Below are 16,586 nucleotides of genomic sequence, written 5' to 3' on the forward strand. Positions count from 1 at the left end.
TGTCAATGCGACCATGACGAGATTTAACCTCAATACCAATAGATGGGTCAGAAGTCAAGGTAAAATCTATATTACCATCGCCGCCAAATCGCTTTTCATAATCGACTTCGGTAATAAAATCAGCTAAACGTTCTTTGACAACTTCCTCACCCAACTTCCCTTTGAGATAGCTAAGAAAAACATCACGCACTGGTAAAACACGCTTATATTTCTCAGCCATCTGCCAGCAAAATTCCCGTAGTGCCTTTAATCTCTCTCCAGAAATTATAGTTAATTCACTATATTGACCTTCTGTTTCACAATGAAGCAGACAACCAGATGCTAACCTTTTAATAAAATCAGACTGTAGCGATCGCAGTAGTGTAATCCAGTCCATTTATATTTCTGCGAATCTTTTGATGAGATTATTCTATTAAAATATCCATTCGGCGTAAACCTTTTAATTAGCTTGGGTGATATTCCCAAAAATTGTTTACTATTTTGCAATAATTCTTAATTTAACTTAATACATTAAAATTTGAGGAGTTGGGAGAGTGCGATCGCTGGGAATAATGCATGAAATATTAATTAGCTAACCACCAAGATCGCAAATGACCCAAAATCAAAACCCCAAGCCTCTCACCGACTCAAGTCCCCCCTCCTCGCTTGCGGGGAGGGGGTTAGGGGGTGGGGTTCCGGGATACCCTTGGCAAACCCCACACGAACTTTGGAAAAAACTGAAACCATTAGCGCGACAAATGCGGTGTGAACCAACTCCAGCAGAAAAGCTACTTTGGGAAAAGTTGAGACACAAGCAACTTTTGGGTTTCAAGTTCCGCCGTCAGCAAACAATTGACCGTTTTATCGTCGATTTTTACTGTAATGAAGCGCGGTTAGTGGTGGAAGTGGATGGAGAAATTCATGACTACATCCAACAGGAAGATGCGATACGTCAAGAATTTTTGGAGAGTTTGGGGTTGCAGGTTGTGCGATTTAGAAATGAGGATGTTCTGGAGAGGATGGAGGGGGTGTTGCAGGATATTGGTGCTTGGTTGCAGAGATAGAACCCCACCCCCAACCCCCTCCCCGCAAGCGAGGAGGGGGCTAATTATGTGGGTTTTGATGAGGAAGTGCGATTGCTTTGCGTCATCATTTGACCATCGTCTCACAAGATAGCGATTTTGAGCGCATGAGACAAGTGAGGGAGTTATTTTGCGAATCTTGGCTGTAAGTTGAATTTGATAACGGGCGTGCGATCGCATCTCAGCAGTTAATTATTGGGTAATTTAGAGTTTTATAATTTTAATTTTGATAAAAATAGAAAAATTTTAATTTTGTAGTGTCCTAGTTAACGGTAGTGACTTTCTATGGAGTAGATAAATATAATTTTCATGAGGCAACGAAAATTAGAAAAAATACAAGTTATAATCCTGGATTTATAAATGACAAATCAATCAAGTCATCTACCTTTGTTTCAAGCTTATAAAGCTCACTTAAAAAATCTAAAATCTTTTTTACATTTAAAAAAAGAAAAATTTCAAAAAATAGTTGAAACTTCAATAATAAAAAACAAGGATAATAATTACGAAAAAATCGTTCAAGATGCCAACAATAAAATAATTGAAAAGATAAATACGGCCATACAAGAGATATCTAATTCTATTGAAAGATTAGAAGAAGAAAAAGAACGAAGAATAAAAGAAGCCATTGATACTATGCCTTCAAACCAAAAGAATATTTAAGGTATAATGTCAATTAAATAATCGAAATAATATTTCATCTCTTTAAAGGCATATGGAGATAGAATTTTATTGTTATTTGCTTTGTCTAATAAAAATTGCGATCGCAATTTTTATTTTTTCGGATGAAATACCCTGCTTCTTACTTGCGGCTTAAGATAGGATTCTAAGAACAACTAGTAAGGGCTGCACCACATTGTTCTTCCCTTGTCAACCAACCCTTAACACCTTGATATTCTACCTGTGCCCAATCTCCCTGACAGCCTAACAATTTGACGGGCGTATTAGCAGGAATTCTTCTCAGTTTTTGGCTTTTTTGACTGCTACTAGCATAGAAATCCACGCCGTTAGTACCGTAGCCTCGCGTTGTTAAGCCTAACTTTGGCACGAATACCCATCCAGTTCCTTGAAAACCATTGCTAGCATTAGTAATCTGCACCCAATTTCCAGCAGCACCAATAACCTGAACTGTTTCATTAATGGGTATTTGTCCTATAATGACGTTATTTGTACTTGCACCACTCCGCACATTTAACCCTTGGGAATCTGTATCGGTGACGTAGGCAAAAATATCGCACTTTTGAGAATCACTTGATTTAGCTAAACTTATTTCACTAGCTATACCAGTATTGAGTATCACACTAATACAACTGAATGCCAATCCGATCGCTAACTTTGATGCTGGATTTTTCACTTTTTTTGTCATCATTTCTTTAAGTTTCTGGCATCAGTACCCAAGGCTGGAGTCTTATTGATATCTCCAAATCTACATAAACTTCAAGACGCGATAAATCGCGTCTCTACATTAGGGTTTTGTTGCTCTATCTAAACTGTATTGATCTATAACAGGTTACTTCATATCATAGCCAAACAAATTTGGGTCTACTTCTCCTAACTGCAACTCTGCCAAACCATACTCTGCCCATCGTCTCTCAACCATCGCCGCCACATCTGGGTCGGATTCTAAAGGCGAACCCCATTCATGATTTGTTTCCGGCGGAATCTTTGTAGTCGCATCAATTCCCATCCGTCCACCTAAGCCAATCTTTTCACTAGCAAAATCCAAGGTATCAAAAGGTGTATTTGGCAAAATAAACACATCCCGCACTGGGTCAACTTTAGAACTAATCGCCCAGACAACTTGACGCGGATCGCGAATATTTATGTCTTTATCCACAACAATTACAAATTTGGTGTATGTAAATTGTGGTAAAGCACTCCAAAACGCTAAAGCCGCCCGTCGCGCTTGTCCGGGATATGCTTTATCTATGGAAATAATCGCCGCTTTGTAACTCAAAGCTTCCATTGGCAGGAAGAAATCCACAATTTCTGATACTTGTTGCCGCAGTATGGGCGTATAAATGCGATTTAGTGCGATCGCCATCATCGCTTCTTCTTTGGGTGGACGACCGCTAAATGTTGTTAAGTAAATCGGATTTTTCCGGTGCGTCATACACTCAAAGCGTACCAACGGCGAATCTTCTACGCCGCCGTAATAACCCATGTGGTCGCCAAAAGGCCCATCTGGTAAAACTTCTCCTGGTGTAATCGTTCCTTCTAAAACAAATTCGGAATCTGCGGGAACTTCCAAATCTACAGTTTTACACTTCGCTAACTGCACACCAGAACCGCCATAAAGTCCTGCAAACAGCCATTCTGATAAATCTACAGGGATGGGTGTAGCTGCTGCCATAATAATTAGAGGATCGACACCAAGTGCGATCGCAACTTCTAATTTTTTCCCACGTTCGGCCGCTTTTCGCAAATGCCTCGCCCCACCCCGCACCGATAACCAGTGAACCGTCATCGTATTTTTAGATTGTAGTTGTAAACGATACACACCTACATTTGGAGTACCCGTCTCACAATCCTTGGTAATTACTAATCCCAGCGTGATAATCTTGCCAGCATCACCAATATAAGGACGTATCAAAGGCAACTTATTTAAATCTAAATCATTACCTTGAAGCACAACTTGCTGACAAGCGGGGAAAAAGTCTCGTCCTGGTTTCGCCTTCACCACATCAAACAGCACTTTCCCAAAATCTACTGCCTGGGAAATCTTCTTTGGCGGTTTTGGCTGTTGCAGCATACTTAGTTTTTTACCCAGAGTTTCCAACTCCTCTGGATGCTGCATATTCATCGCCCAGCAAATCCTTTCCACAGTTCCCATCAAATTCACCGCCACCGGGAAGGAAGCGCCTTTGACGTTTTCAAACAACAACCCTGGCCCACCTTTTTGCAGCATCCGGTTGGAAATCTCAGCAATTTCCAAATCTGGGTCAACTAAAGCTGAAATTCGCCGTAATTGTCCTCTTTCTTCCAAAATTTTAATGAATCCCCGCAAGTCTCTCGCCATTGTTCTAATAAAGCTGATTATTTAAGAAGTGTGAAGCGCTTTCTTATATTATGGGGCATTGGGGATTGGAAAGAGGCAGAGGGGCAGGGAGCAGGTAGCAGAGAGGAAATAGGTAATTTTTTATTCTCCCCTTGCCCCCTGCTTGCCTTACTCCCTCATCTCCCCATTCGGAAAATTGTTGGTTTTAATTAGAAATTAACCTATTTAGTAACTTTTCTTAACTGTGTTTTCCAAAGTATTTAGTTATTGTATCTAGGGATACGCAATTATTTTTTACAAATAAGCGCTAACCCAATCAAACATGGCCAGAATATACTATACCTTCCTGGCAGTCGGCCTTGTTATATAGCCTCTGCTGGGATTATTTTTTAGAAGCTTAGGCTGTACCTTGCTTTTAGATTTTTCTTAATTTTTGTGAGTTTGCATTAGCGTTGACTTATTACCTAGCTCTAAAAAGTGTGAGATATTCAAGTAATAATGTTGACTTTACCAGTGTCAATATCGTAACAAGCACCAACAATTTTTAGTTTACCTTCACTGAGCAATTTAGCTAAAATAGTTGAGCTTTCCTGCAATTTTTCAGTCTGATACTGAATGTTGGCTATAACTGCATCTTGCATATTATCAGCAGTTCGGAACTTTATCCTTTCTACAGATGGTTTGATGCCCTCAATAATCAAACCAATTCTGCCAGGAAGTGGTTCGTTTTTGATTGCTTCTGCTACTGCACCACATCTTTTATGACCCAAAACCATAATCAGCTGCGAACCCAAGACTGCTGTAGAGTATTCCAGACTACCTATAACCGTGTCACTGACAACATTACCCGCAACTCGTACAACAAATAAATCTCCAAGTCCTTGATCGAATACAATTTCCGCAGGTACTCTAGAATCTGCACAGCCCAATATGGCCGCAAAAGGATACTGAGCTTTCGCAACTAATCGCAGATGTTCTAATGATTGATCGGGATATTGACGTTTTTGATGGATAAATCTTTGATTACCATCAAGCAAGCGTCTGATGGCTTCATTTGGACTGATTGAATTAGGGTTAACTGGCTGAATATCAGCAACAGCAGTTTGCTCTGTATTCCAAAAGCTATCGCCAAAAGTAGTAGCTGCAATACCTACAACACTGGCGAATTTCAAGAAATTACGTCGCCCGACAAATCCATTAATTCGACTCATCAATCTACCTGACAACAACAAAGCTGTTCCCAAGAAGATATCAGGCTTAAGTAAGATGCAAGAGTACCTGATTACACGGTTTAAGAGTTATTTAATATTCGCATGGTTGAGAGTGGTTAAAATCCAATACAGTTCAGTTAGCGCCAAAAATCTGAAACTGTATAAGCTGGAGAGCTACTTCGCCCTTGCAGTTTCTCGACTTAAAGCAAGTGGCGTTTTAAACAACCTCTAAACTCGACTTTATCCATGTTTTTTGCAACGCGATTGCTTAAGCTGAAACCTTAGTATGGCAATATTTTTACTTTTTTAATTTCATATATAATCTGTGACGTTGAAAAAGTATTTGCCAAAAAACTAGGGTTTTCGCCGGATAAAGAAAGCGAGTTCTTAATTTTGGATAAAGTCGAGCTAAAAGCATAGGCGTAGCTAATCTCGTTTTTACTTCCTGATTCACTTAGGCACAAAGCTCTGTTCTGACGTTCATTTTCAAAATTTTGTGGTTGACTGAAATTGGTTCTCTGACTAATGATGTATTTTTTCTAGTCAAATTTAAAGTACTTTTATCTAAACTCAGGTTAGGCATCTCTTGCCAGCAGTGACGGCAGAACCAGTAGGTTTCTTGTAAACGAATGTGACGAAGCATTTGGTTGGAGCAGCAAGGGCAGTTTGTCATAGTATTGTTGTTTTATTAAAAAAAGTTAAACACAAAGGAGTAGTTCGCTCTTGGCTTCACTACTAATAGCTTTAATTTATAAACAGAAAATAAAGAACTAATAAAGAAATGAAAGCAGTTAAAAAACTTTAGAAAATATTAACAATTACTTGATTAACGTAAGGTGGCAAGAACCGCAGGTATCGCTCACTCTCTAAGAGGTTGTTTTAAAAGTGTTTGGCTGTGATTTTTATCACATTTTTACCCCCCTTAATCCCCCCTTATAAAGAGGGGGGAAACCGGAAAATCTAGTTCCCTCCCCTTTCTAAGGGGAGGGTTAGGGAGGGGTAAAAAAATATTTGATACATCAATCATGACTTTTCAAACATCCTCTAAGACAGTCTATTTATACAAGAACGATTACGCCCGTTTGCTTTGGCTTGATAAAGGGCTTGATCTGCTGCTTCAATCAAATCTAAAGGAACCATATTAGATGTCGGAATCACTGTGGCAATTCCGATACTCAAGGTGACGCGGTGCCTCACAGGCGATGCCGCGTGTGGAATATTTAGCTGTTCTATAGCTTTATGAATTTCTTGGGCAACGTGAAAAGCCCCATCACTAGCAGTGTTAGGCAAGATGACAACAAACTCTTCTCCACCATAACGAGCAGCTAAATCTCTAGAACGTTTGACACTTTGTTTGAAAGCTTGGGCAATAAAGCGCAAACAATCATCTCCGGTCGCATGACCATAAGTATCGTTATATTGTTTAAAATAATCAATGTCGCATAAAAGTAGTGAGACAAAACCTTGTTCTCGTAAAAGATATTGCCAGACAGAATTAAGCTTAATATCAAAACATCGGCGATTGGCGATTTGAGTTAATTCATCCACCATTACCATATTTTCAAGCTGCTGATTGGCACGCTGCAATTGTTGATAAAGTTCTGATTGCTGAATAGCGATCGCTACCTGTGTTGCCAATTGCTGAAGCAGTTCGCTTGCCCAAGGTTGCCACTGACGCGGGGCGCTGCAATGATGAGCAACCAAAAGACCCCAAAGGCGATCGCCTTGTAAAATTGGTACAACTAGCTTGGCTCTAACTTGCAACTTTTCCAATAACTCTACATGACAAGGGGCAAATCCGGCGGTGTAGATGTCTGGAGTAACTCTGAGCGTACTTTCTTGATAAGACTGTCCCTGTATTTTGACAAAATAGCTGTCTGTAATTTCCATATTCAAAATCGATTGCCAACCTGCTGCTATAGACTCCGTGACAATCACACCACTCCAATCACGGTTAAAGCGATAGATGATGACGCGATCGGTTTGCAGAAAATGTCGGACTTCAGCAACAGTTGTGTTTAAGATTTCATCCAAGTCCAAAGACCTACGGATATGTTGAGCGATCGCATAGACCATGCGTTCCCGTTCTGTTTGCTGTTGCAGGGCAATTTGTGCCTGTTTGCGCTCTGTGATATCTGTAAATGATGTCACTACCGCTGATGGTTTTGATTCATCGGATTCAAACAGTGGCTGAGAATTGATTGAAATCCAAGTCAAACTGCCATCAGGTTTATGAACTCCCATAATCACGTTAAATTGGGGTTGTCCGGTGCGTAAGGTGACAATGGCAGGGTGAGTTTCACCTGGAAAAGAAGTACCATCTTCATGAATAGCTTGCCATAGCAAAGCGATGCAAGTTCGCCCCATCATTTGATCGGCTCTTAACCCTAAAATTCTTTCGGCACTGTCATTACAGGTGGTAATGCGTCCATCGGATTGCTGTAGGACAATACCTTCTGCCATCGCTGTAATTACGGAACGATAGCGTTGTTCGCTTTCTCGCAGCGCTTCTTCCATACGCTTACGTTCAGTAATATCAGTATGAGTTCCTAGCATCCGTAGGGGAAAACCATTCTTGGCGCGACTCGAAACTTGACCCCGATCTAGAATCCACTTGTAGGTTCCATCCTTGCACTTAATCCGATATTCACTGACATATTGTTGGGTTTCACTGGACAAATGCTTGCTAATCTCTTCGTAAACCCTCGCTTTATCATCAGAGTGAACGCGTTGTTCCCATTCACTGAGGGTATTTCCAATTTCATGCTCTGCAAACCCTAACATTTCTTTCCATCGTCGGGAAAAAAAGACTTCGTTAGTTTCAGCATTTAAGTCCCAAACTGCGTCGCCATTTCCTTCCAAGGCATACTGCCATCTTTCTTCACTGGTTTTAAGTGCGGCTTCGATTTGTTTACGAGGGGTGATGTCTTCAAAAATATATAACCGCCCAAAGTATCGATCCTGAATATCCCGAATTTGACTGGAAAAGCGGCGAATCGTTCGCCCATCGACAAATAAAATCTCATCCTCAATCGTGCAACAATTTTCTTCAGACTGCAATGGTTTATAAGATTCGACAAATGCCGATACATCAACAATTGAAGATATACAATTAGGAATTATGTCATTATTTTTTAAAGCACCCAAACGCATTTGGTCTTCTAGATGTTCGATGCCCCAAATTTTACAGAAGTGGTGATTGAAATAGAGGATTTCATCAGTACGATTGTCAACAACAAAAAATCCCAGCAAAGAAGTTTCAGTCATAGAACGCAGCAAAGCTTCCCGCCAGCGCAATTCTGATTCTGCACGCTGGTGTTCTTGTAGTGCAGCTTGCTGCTTGGTAATATTCTTTTCGTTGACGAGGATGATGGAGTTACCCGTTACTGGATCTCGCGTCGATCGTATATCGATCCCATGCCATTGAATTCCCTCAGTAGTAAACACCTGAGCCTCTATGCTGAACACCTCACCGAAATTAATCGCCTCTATAGCTTGTTGTCCAACACTCTTGTCAACAAAGTGACTCAGGAAAATATTCTCAGCTGACGAGTTAGGGTGCAGGGTATCCCGATAACAGCGAAGGGCTGCCGGATTTTGCATCAAAGGTACACCATCCATCGTGTAAAGGGAGACTATCGCTGTGGTGTGACGTAGGGCTTCAATCGATCTAAGTGTTTCTCGATCGATCTGATTGATAACTTCTGTTGATCCTTCAACCAGCATCGCCATTCGCCCTTCTTCAATTTGAATTCCAGAAAAGATGCAGCGCAGAGAAACAGGTTTTCCTTCTGGGTAAAATGTCCAGTTTTCAGTGATGGTTTTCCCTTGCTGAAATTCTTGCAAATAGCTTTGCATTCGAGTGTGAGTAGACTGAGAAACATCACTGAAGTTGCGATTGAGCAATTCTTCTCGACTTTGAGCATTCCAAATATGCAGAGCGGATTGATTCGCCCACCACATCTGCAAGTTTTGAATATCATAAATCCAAACTGGAGTTTGTAATCGGTCAAATGCAATCAAGTCTGCAACTGATATATTTTTTGGCAATGCTGTTCTTGTTATAATCAATTTTCTAAAATTCTGATACAGAGTTCTTTTTATTGACTTCAACTTTGGCTGAACTGTCAAATTTTTCAGGTTTTGATTGAGTTTCAGCGTTAGTTTTTGGCAGGATGTAGCCCTTTGTTGATGGCGTTCTGCTTCCCCAAGAGCGATTCCTAACTCTGCGGCTATCAGTTGGAAATACTCAATTTCTAAAGAACTCCATTGACGTGAGCCACTACACTGGTGAGCAATTACTAAGCCCCATAAATGAGGATATGTACTAGAAACTCCATCAATTTCTTGATTATTGACTAAAATTGGTACTACTAAATTAGCTCGAATCTGCAAGTCTGTTAAGAGTTTTTTGTAACAAGGGTCAAGGGTTGTAGTATGAATATCTTCAACAATACCAACGCTTCCATCTTGATATCGCTCTACCCATGTCGCATTGAAGCAAGGATCGTAAATTAATTGCCCTAGAATCGGTTTCCATCCATTACTTACAGACTCTTCTACGATTACTCCATCTCCATCCGGCAAAAAACGATAGATAATGGCGCGATCGCTTTCTAAAGTTGTTCTAACTTCGCTGACAATAATTTTGAGAATTTCACTCACTTCAAGTGACTGATGAATTTGATCGGCCAGCATCCTAATTCGATCGAGGATTTGCTTTAAATCAATTTCAGAACCCGATAGACGATTGAAGAGCATAGCAATAATCTATGTATATGCACTTAGCTAGATGTAAAATTTTCTTCTGGTATTTAATTTTATGCCAAATTCCCTAAAACGTTAAGTTAAATTCAAGCTTAAACTTGATATAGCAATGCGAATTGAAACGTGAGAAAATCTATAGGCAGAAAGTAAGTATCTATAAGTATTTTAGCGATTTTTTTTACGAATGATTTAGGATTACTATAGTTGGTAATAACTTCAAAATCAAACCAACTGCTCAAAGGCTAAACCTTGATATTTATACTTCAATTTATAAAAATTTTCATTTGCATGAGATACATGCTAGGGATGCACAGCTAGCTGTGCATCCCTAAGAATTTTTTTTACTCTAAGTAATTGCAAATCCTGCTATATATTGGATGTTTGTAAGAATTCAGGAGTCAGGAGTCAAGAGCCAGAATATTTGTAAAATCAAGCGTGTAATAACTTCTTGATTTTATTAAACTTATTAAGTTTAGGTATAAAAATCTTCTTAATTCTGACTTCTGGATTCTGGATTATGGATTCTGAATTCTTACGAATGTTTTACCCATTCTTATTTAATCTTTTAGTCAAGTAAAATCCCAACCCAGCAATTGAGCAACCTGAGCCGGGAGGGTAACTGGATTAAAGGGTTTGAGTATTACACCTGCGACTTGATACTGTCGCAAAATTTGCGAATCCAACCATCGCGCTTTTGCACTGAGCAACACTACAGGAATAGCTTGAGTTTCTGGATGATTTCTTAGTTTATTCATAAACTCAAAACTAGCCAGCTCGCGGATTGAGATATCTAATACAATCGCATCAGGATTATGGTGTACTGCATTCTGCAATCCTTCTAATGGAGAATCTGCTGTCACCACATTCCAACCAGCTAAATCTTGCAGGCAAAATTTTACTATCTCACGAACATGCAGTTCATCATCAATGAGCAATATCGTTTTGCCGATTATATTTACCTCCTCTAGCATGTTCATTTTATTTCATATACCTTTCTTAGTTACAGATAAAAGTGTTTTTATCTGTAATCAATAAAAATACATTACAAAAATAAAAAACTAATAAAGATATAGATTTTGTTACCAAACTTAACTATTAATCGTCCCACCCCAGAATTTCACTAACTTCGTTGCAAATAGAGGTGGGTTCAAAAGGTTTGGTGATAATCCCAGCAATTCCCATCTGGGCAAAACGGGCGCGATCGCTCCCTTGGACTTTCGCTGTTAACAAAATCACTGGTATAGCTTCGGTTCCTGAATTCGCCTGAAGTTTTTCGTAGACTGCAAATCCGTCCATGTCAGGCATAGAAACATCAAGTAGAATGGCATCAATAGGTTCCGTCTGGGCGATTTTTAATCCTTCTGACCCTGATGCAGCTGTCAGAGTGTCCCATTCTCCCAAGTCTTCTAAACAAGCTTGCACTAATTCGCGGATTCGTTCTTCATCATCTACAATTAACAATTTTTTAGTCATTTGTCATTGGTCATTTGTCATTTGTCATTAGTTATTTTATTATTCTCCCCTGCTCCTCTGCTCCTCTGCTCCTCTGCTCCTCTGCTCCTCTGCTCCTCTGCTCCTCTGCTCTCCTGCCTAATTTATCGGCAATGGTAGAGTGAAGAAAAACGTGCTGCCAACACCAAGAGTACTTTCAGCCCAGATTTGCCCACCGTGTCGATCAATAATACTACGACAGATTGCCAATCCCAAGCCTGTGCCGCCTTTGGTGCGAGAATCAGAGGCATCTACTTGCTGAAATCGCCCAAAGATTGCTTCTAACTTGTCTGCGGGGATGCCTCGTCCTTGATCCGTTATTTTGAATAGTACGCAGTCTGTTTGCTGTTGGACACTGAGGGTAATACTAGAATCGACAGGCGAGAATTTAATCGCATTACCTAACAAATTAGTGAGTGTTTGCACAATGGCATCAGGAGCCGCCCAAACTTGAGCATTGGTAGGGTGGATTTTAAAGGTAATATTTTGCTGATTGGCGATCGCTTGCACTACGGCTACTGCTTGTTGAATTAAATCAGCCGCATTGCAGGTGGTTTTTTCTAAAACAGCTCGATCCGATTCTAAGCGTTCCAAATCGAGAATATCGTTGACAAGACGCACTAAGCGATCGCTATCGATGGCTGCAATTTCAATCATCCGCTTGAATTTGTCTGGTTTTTTGTCGTAGATACCAGTTTGTAGTAAGCCTAGTGCTGCACGAATTGCAGTTAAGGGAGTGCGGAGTTCATGACTCACAATGCCAATAAACTCACTCTTGATCAGATTAATCTGTTCTAGTTCAGTGATATCTTCGGCAATACCAGCAATCCGAACTAACTCGCCTAGTTCATTTTTGATCGGAAATGCGCGATCGCGAATCCAACGGATTGAACCATCAGGACGGATAATCCGATATTTGTTATCATATTGCCCTGTTCTGAACTTTTCAATGAATTCAATTTCGACGCGCTGGCGATCCTCTGGGTGAATTGCATCTAACCAATTTAAAGAGTTTTGATACAAGTCCTCACAACTTCTTTGCCAGATGGTTTCATAAGCATTGCTCACATATAGAACTTGTTGATTGCGAATATCTTTGATCCAAAACATTGCTTGGATGTTTTCTGCCAGCTGACGAAACTTTTCTTCGCTCTCGCGTAAAGCTTCTTCAATGCCTTTGCGCTCAGTGATATCTTGGTGAACTGCAACCAGAACGTCGCCGTAGTCGGGATGCCTGAATACAGAAGCCGTCACACTACACCAAAATGGCGTACCATCTTTTTTAAGATTCTGGGCTTCATAGGTGGCTTCTGTATTTTGTAAGACGGTAGACAGAGTGGCTTGATTTACATTTTCATTAGTTACTGATTTGGTGACATAGTTGATAATCGAAACGTGTTGACCGTTGAGTTCACCACAGTCGTAGCCAAACATTTGCTCAAATTTCGGATTGGCATAAACAATGACTCCATTATCGATTCTCACTAAGCAAATGCCTTCCCCCATATTTCGGGTGATTACAGCCTGAAGCTCCAGCATTTGCGCTTGTTCTAAAAGTGTGAGTTGAGTTTTTTGCTGCTCTATCACTGTTTTTCGCAGGCGAACGTTCGTCTCTGTCAGTTGTGCAGTGCGTTCTTGCACTCGTTGCTCAAGTTCGGTATTCAGTTGTTGTAGGTCAATTTCTGCCTGTTTGCGCTCTGTTAGTTCTGTCTGTAATTGTTTGAACAAATCTGCTTGCTGGATAGCAATGCTTACCTGCGCTCCTAACTGCTGCAACAGAGCAATTTCTGAAGATTGCCACTCACGAGGAGCCGCACATTGATGAGCCGCCAGTAATCCCCACAATTCATCTCCTACGGAAACAGGAACGACCAGATTTGCCCTCACTTGGAGACTTTCTAAAAATTCAACGTGACAGGGACTAATTCCAGCAGTATAAATATCAGTTTTCGCAGTGACTAAGCCTTGTTTAAACGGTTCGACGTTCTCTTTACCAATGCAAGGGTCATGAATTTGGAGTGGTAAAAGAGCCATCCATTCCGGTGCTACAGACTCAATAACAATCGTTCCACCCCAACCTGGATAAAATTGGAAGATAGTAACGCGATCGCACTCCAGAAATTGCCGCACTTCATCGACAGTAGTTTGCAAGATATCTTGTAAATTCAGCGATCGCCGGATACGCTGGGTCATTTCCATCACTAAGCGCTGTTGCTCAAATTGCTGTTGCAGCGTTTCTTGTGCTTGTTTGCGCTCGTCAATGTCTATGACAGTTCCCGCCATCCGGACAGGCTGACCCACTCGGTTATAAAATGTGTTTCCCCGCCCCTCAATCCAGTGGATGCTACCATCTGCCCAAATAATCCGATACTCATGGTGGTAAGTGCTGTGAGTTTGCAGTGCTTGTTGTACTGCTTGGTTCAGAGAAGGGCGATCTTTAGGATGTAAATGGGCATCAAAGGTTTCATATTTACCATCAAAACTACCAACAGCCAAGCCGAATAACTGTTCATGTTCTGGCGACCACTTGATTTCTCCTGTGACAATATTCCAGTCCCACATTCCCATGTGCGCCGCCGATAGAGCCATCCGCAGTTGCTCGGCATTTTCCTGAGCCAATCTTTGGCTAAGTTGTTTAATCTTTTGTCTGCTGTGCTGAAGATTGCTAGTGATTAGGTTAATTACCAAGGCAACCAGTAAAAAGATACTTAGCCGCAATAATTTTTCTGGTTGATCGATCCAGATTTGGTATCGCAGAGGCATCAATAAATAATCAATTGCCAGTGTCGAAAGGACAAGTGTAACGATCCCTGGTCGAAAGCCACCATACCAAGTACTTACAATAATAGCTATATAGAAAAAAGCACCAATGGTTCGGGAAAGAAGCGGTTTTAGCCAGAGTGACAGCAGCAGGGCGATCGCAGCTGAACCAATAGCCACACCGTACTTCAATAATTGCTGATAATTTCTCATCATGCTTTACTTTTCCCTGCCTGAGAGCGCCAACGCGTTCTTTGAATGCGGCTCAGTACCCGTGTCACAAGTTCTGGCCCTAGCACTGGCTTGCTGATAAAATCATCGGCTCCGGCAGCAAAAGCTTGCTGAAGAAATTCTGCTTCGGTATGGGCTGTAACTACTAAAATCGGTAAATCTCCCCACTGGGCATCTTGGCGCACGACTTTGCACAACTCTAATCCGTTCACTATCGGCATTTCTAAATCTAGCACCACCAAATCAGGAGATGTTGCAATCAGTACCTTCCAAAATTGTTGTGATTGGGAGAGGGTGATTACTTCCAGCCCCCAAGGAGTTAATAACGCCGATAATCCAACCAGTATTACAGGGTCATCGTCTACGATTAAAACTTTGGCTTCGGAAGTTTGAGGTTGAGGTAAGACACGAGCGATCGCCTGAAAAATCTCCTCGGTTGTCGCCGGTTTATGCAAAAATTGTCTAGCTCCTAAACGCGATACTCTCAGCCGATCTGCTAGGGTATCTCGTCCTGTAAAAACAATTACTGGGATATTTGGCGATCGCTCTACTATCTCGCTCAATAATATTAATCCGTCTTCCTCTGGTGTTGTAAAACTTAAATCTATTAAAACTGCGTCAGGAGTTGCTAAGGAAAAAAGCGATCGGGCGGTTGCTAAGTTTGGTGCAACCTTCATCCTGATTCCCCATAAATCGGCTTCTGCTTGCAACTGCTTTGTCAGCATAGGATCATTATCGATTACTAACAGCCGATGAGTTTGCTTCATCGGGACGCTTGGAGCAGTGGAAGTGACAGCAGGCTTAGTTAACTCTTGCTGTAATACTGTTACCAGTTGCGAGAAATTAAAGATTTGCTCTGGAGATAGCGAGGAATCTTCAAGCAGCAAATGTTCTATTTTCCGTGCAAGCCGGGAACCCTCTGGATAACCGAACGACCCCATTGAGCCTGCTAGCTTATGGGCTTCACGCAATGCACTCTGCTGTAAATCTTCATTTAAATTCCCTGCCAAGAGTGCAGTTTTTGCTTGCTCCAGCACTGCAACCTGTCCAACAAAGGAATTACGAAATCCCTCCAGCACGCGATTTACAGAAGTCATATCTTTGAGGCCGGGTTTTTTCTTTCCATCTTGATTCTTTTCCCCAACAAAGATGGAGCGATTAGGTGCAGGCTTGATCCGATAGCCCATGCCATATACTGTTTCTAGAAGTTCTTCTGCTATACCTGCTGTTTTCAGTTTCTTGCGCAAGTCTTTAATATGAGTCGTAACTGCATTTTCAGTCGGTGCATCCCCAAATCCCCAAAGCCGATCTAGAATCACTGCACGACTAAAGATCCGGTCTGGGTTTTGCAAAAACAACTCCAGCAGTTTGTATTCTGTGGCTGTGAGGAGAATTTCCTGCTGATTACAAGTTACTCTGCCGGCACTTGGATCTAAAGAGAGATTTCCCCAGGTTAAGGTAGATGATGAGATCGCCCCATTGCGTCGTAATAAAGATCGAATTCTGGCTAGTAATGCTTCTGGGTCGAAGGGTTTGATGACGTAATCATCTGCTCCGGCATCTAACCCCGCCACAATATCTGCATTAGAATTTTTCCCGGTTAACAACAGAATAGATTTATGGTAGCCTTGCTTTCGCAGTTGCCGACACAAGGTAATCCCATCCAGTTTCGGAATTAGCCAGTCCAGCAAAATCAACTCATATTCAGTCGATAGCGCTAGTTCTAATCCCGCTTCTCCATTGCTTGCAATGTCGATAGTATAATGATTTGCACTCAACAACTCGAAGAGTGCTGTACTCAGTAATACGTCATCCTCTACCAACAAAATTTTCATAAGTTGTATCAAAAGAAGATGCTTATGACACCTTCGCGATCGCAATACACACCCTCTGCGCGGTCAAACTTTTATGTAATTTTAATATATTGTTACAAGCAATACAACAAGTTAATTTAGATTTTGTATTCTAATATATTTATTTACATAAATTAACAAACAAATATGAATGAGTGGTACAAAGAAGACCTGGCTTTTATTCATGATGTCGGTTTCCGTGACTTTGCTCTCAAGT

General features: G+C 41.1%; 11 protein-coding genes and 1 pseudogene. 2 read left to right on the top strand and 10 right to left on the bottom strand.

The genetic code is table 11. The features are described 5' to 3' along the window. Positions 1-376: pseudogene (locus tag RMY16_RS31230) on the bottom strand (hypothetical protein); the annotation flags it as partial. 214 nt (positions 377-590) lie between these two features. On the opposite strand from RMY16_RS31230, the gene RMY16_RS31235 reads away from it, so the two are divergent. Both RMY16_RS31235 and RMY16_RS31240 read left to right on the top strand, forming a co-directional pair. Then, positions 591-1,043 carry an endonuclease domain-containing protein gene (locus tag RMY16_RS31235; protein ID WP_322739632.1) on the top strand — a complete coding sequence of 151 codons (453 nt, stop codon included), beginning with the start codon at positions 591-593 and terminating at the stop codon, positions 1,041-1,043. 378 nt (positions 1,044-1,421) lie between these two features. Continuing rightward, entirely contained in the window at positions 1,422-1,721 is a 300-nt protein-coding gene (locus tag RMY16_RS31240) for a hypothetical protein (RefSeq protein WP_322739633.1), read from the top strand. A 163-nt stretch (positions 1,722-1,884) separates the two neighbouring features. Here the strand turns inward: RMY16_RS31240 and RMY16_RS31245 are convergent, their stop codons facing one another. The 9 genes from RMY16_RS31245 to RMY16_RS31285 form a co-directional block, all read right to left on the bottom strand. Further along, positions 1,885-2,424: an SH3 domain-containing protein gene (locus RMY16_RS31245; RefSeq protein WP_322739640.1), complete on the bottom strand. Its 540-nt coding sequence runs from the start codon at positions 2,422-2,424 to the stop codon at positions 1,885-1,887. Positions 2,425-2,568: 144 nt separating this feature from the next. Beyond that, a complete protein-coding gene (locus RMY16_RS31250; RefSeq protein ID WP_322666399.1) occupies positions 2,569-4,077 on the bottom strand; it encodes a UbiD family decarboxylase in 1,509 nt (502 codons plus the stop codon). 467 nt (positions 4,078-4,544) lie between these two features. Further along, positions 4,545-5,267, bottom strand: a complete 723-nt coding sequence (locus tag RMY16_RS31255; RefSeq protein ID WP_322739634.1) for a carbonic anhydrase — start codon at positions 5,265-5,267, stop codon at positions 4,545-4,547. A 454-nt stretch (positions 5,268-5,721) separates the two neighbouring features. Then, positions 5,722-5,940, bottom strand: a complete 219-nt coding sequence (locus RMY16_RS31260) for a hypothetical protein (RefSeq protein WP_322739635.1) — start codon at positions 5,938-5,940, stop codon at positions 5,722-5,724. Between the two features lie 371 nt (positions 5,941-6,311). Further along, a complete protein-coding gene (locus RMY16_RS31265) occupies positions 6,312-10,028 on the bottom strand; it encodes a diguanylate cyclase domain-containing protein (RefSeq protein WP_322739636.1) in 3,717 nt (1,238 codons plus the stop codon). A gap of 575 nt (positions 10,029-10,603) precedes the next feature. Next, the gene (locus RMY16_RS31270; protein ID WP_322739637.1) at positions 10,604-11,011 is read right to left on the bottom strand and encodes a response regulator; all 408 of its coding nucleotides are present in this window, start codon (positions 11,009-11,011) and stop codon (positions 10,604-10,606) included. Positions 11,012-11,129: 118 nt separating this feature from the next. Continuing rightward, positions 11,130-11,507: a response regulator gene (locus RMY16_RS31275; protein WP_322666389.1), complete on the bottom strand. Its 378-nt coding sequence runs from the start codon at positions 11,505-11,507 to the stop codon at positions 11,130-11,132. A gap of 117 nt (positions 11,508-11,624) precedes the next feature. Then, positions 11,625-14,501, bottom strand: coding sequence for a PAS domain-containing protein (locus tag RMY16_RS31280; protein WP_322739638.1), 2,877 nt, complete (start codon positions 14,499-14,501; stop codon positions 11,625-11,627). Then, the gene (locus tag RMY16_RS31285; RefSeq protein WP_322739639.1) at positions 14,498-16,351 is read right to left on the bottom strand and encodes a response regulator; all 1,854 of its coding nucleotides are present in this window, start codon (positions 16,349-16,351) and stop codon (positions 14,498-14,500) included. Before RMY16_RS31285 ends, RMY16_RS31280 begins: the two co-directional genes overlap by 4 nt. Between the last annotated feature and the right edge of the window lie 235 nt (positions 16,352-16,586).

This window comes from Nostoc sp. DedQUE12b, from assembly GCF_034530835.1.
In the GTDB taxonomy this organism is placed as follows: Bacteria; Cyanobacteriota; Cyanobacteriia; order Cyanobacteriales; family Nostocaceae; genus Nostoc.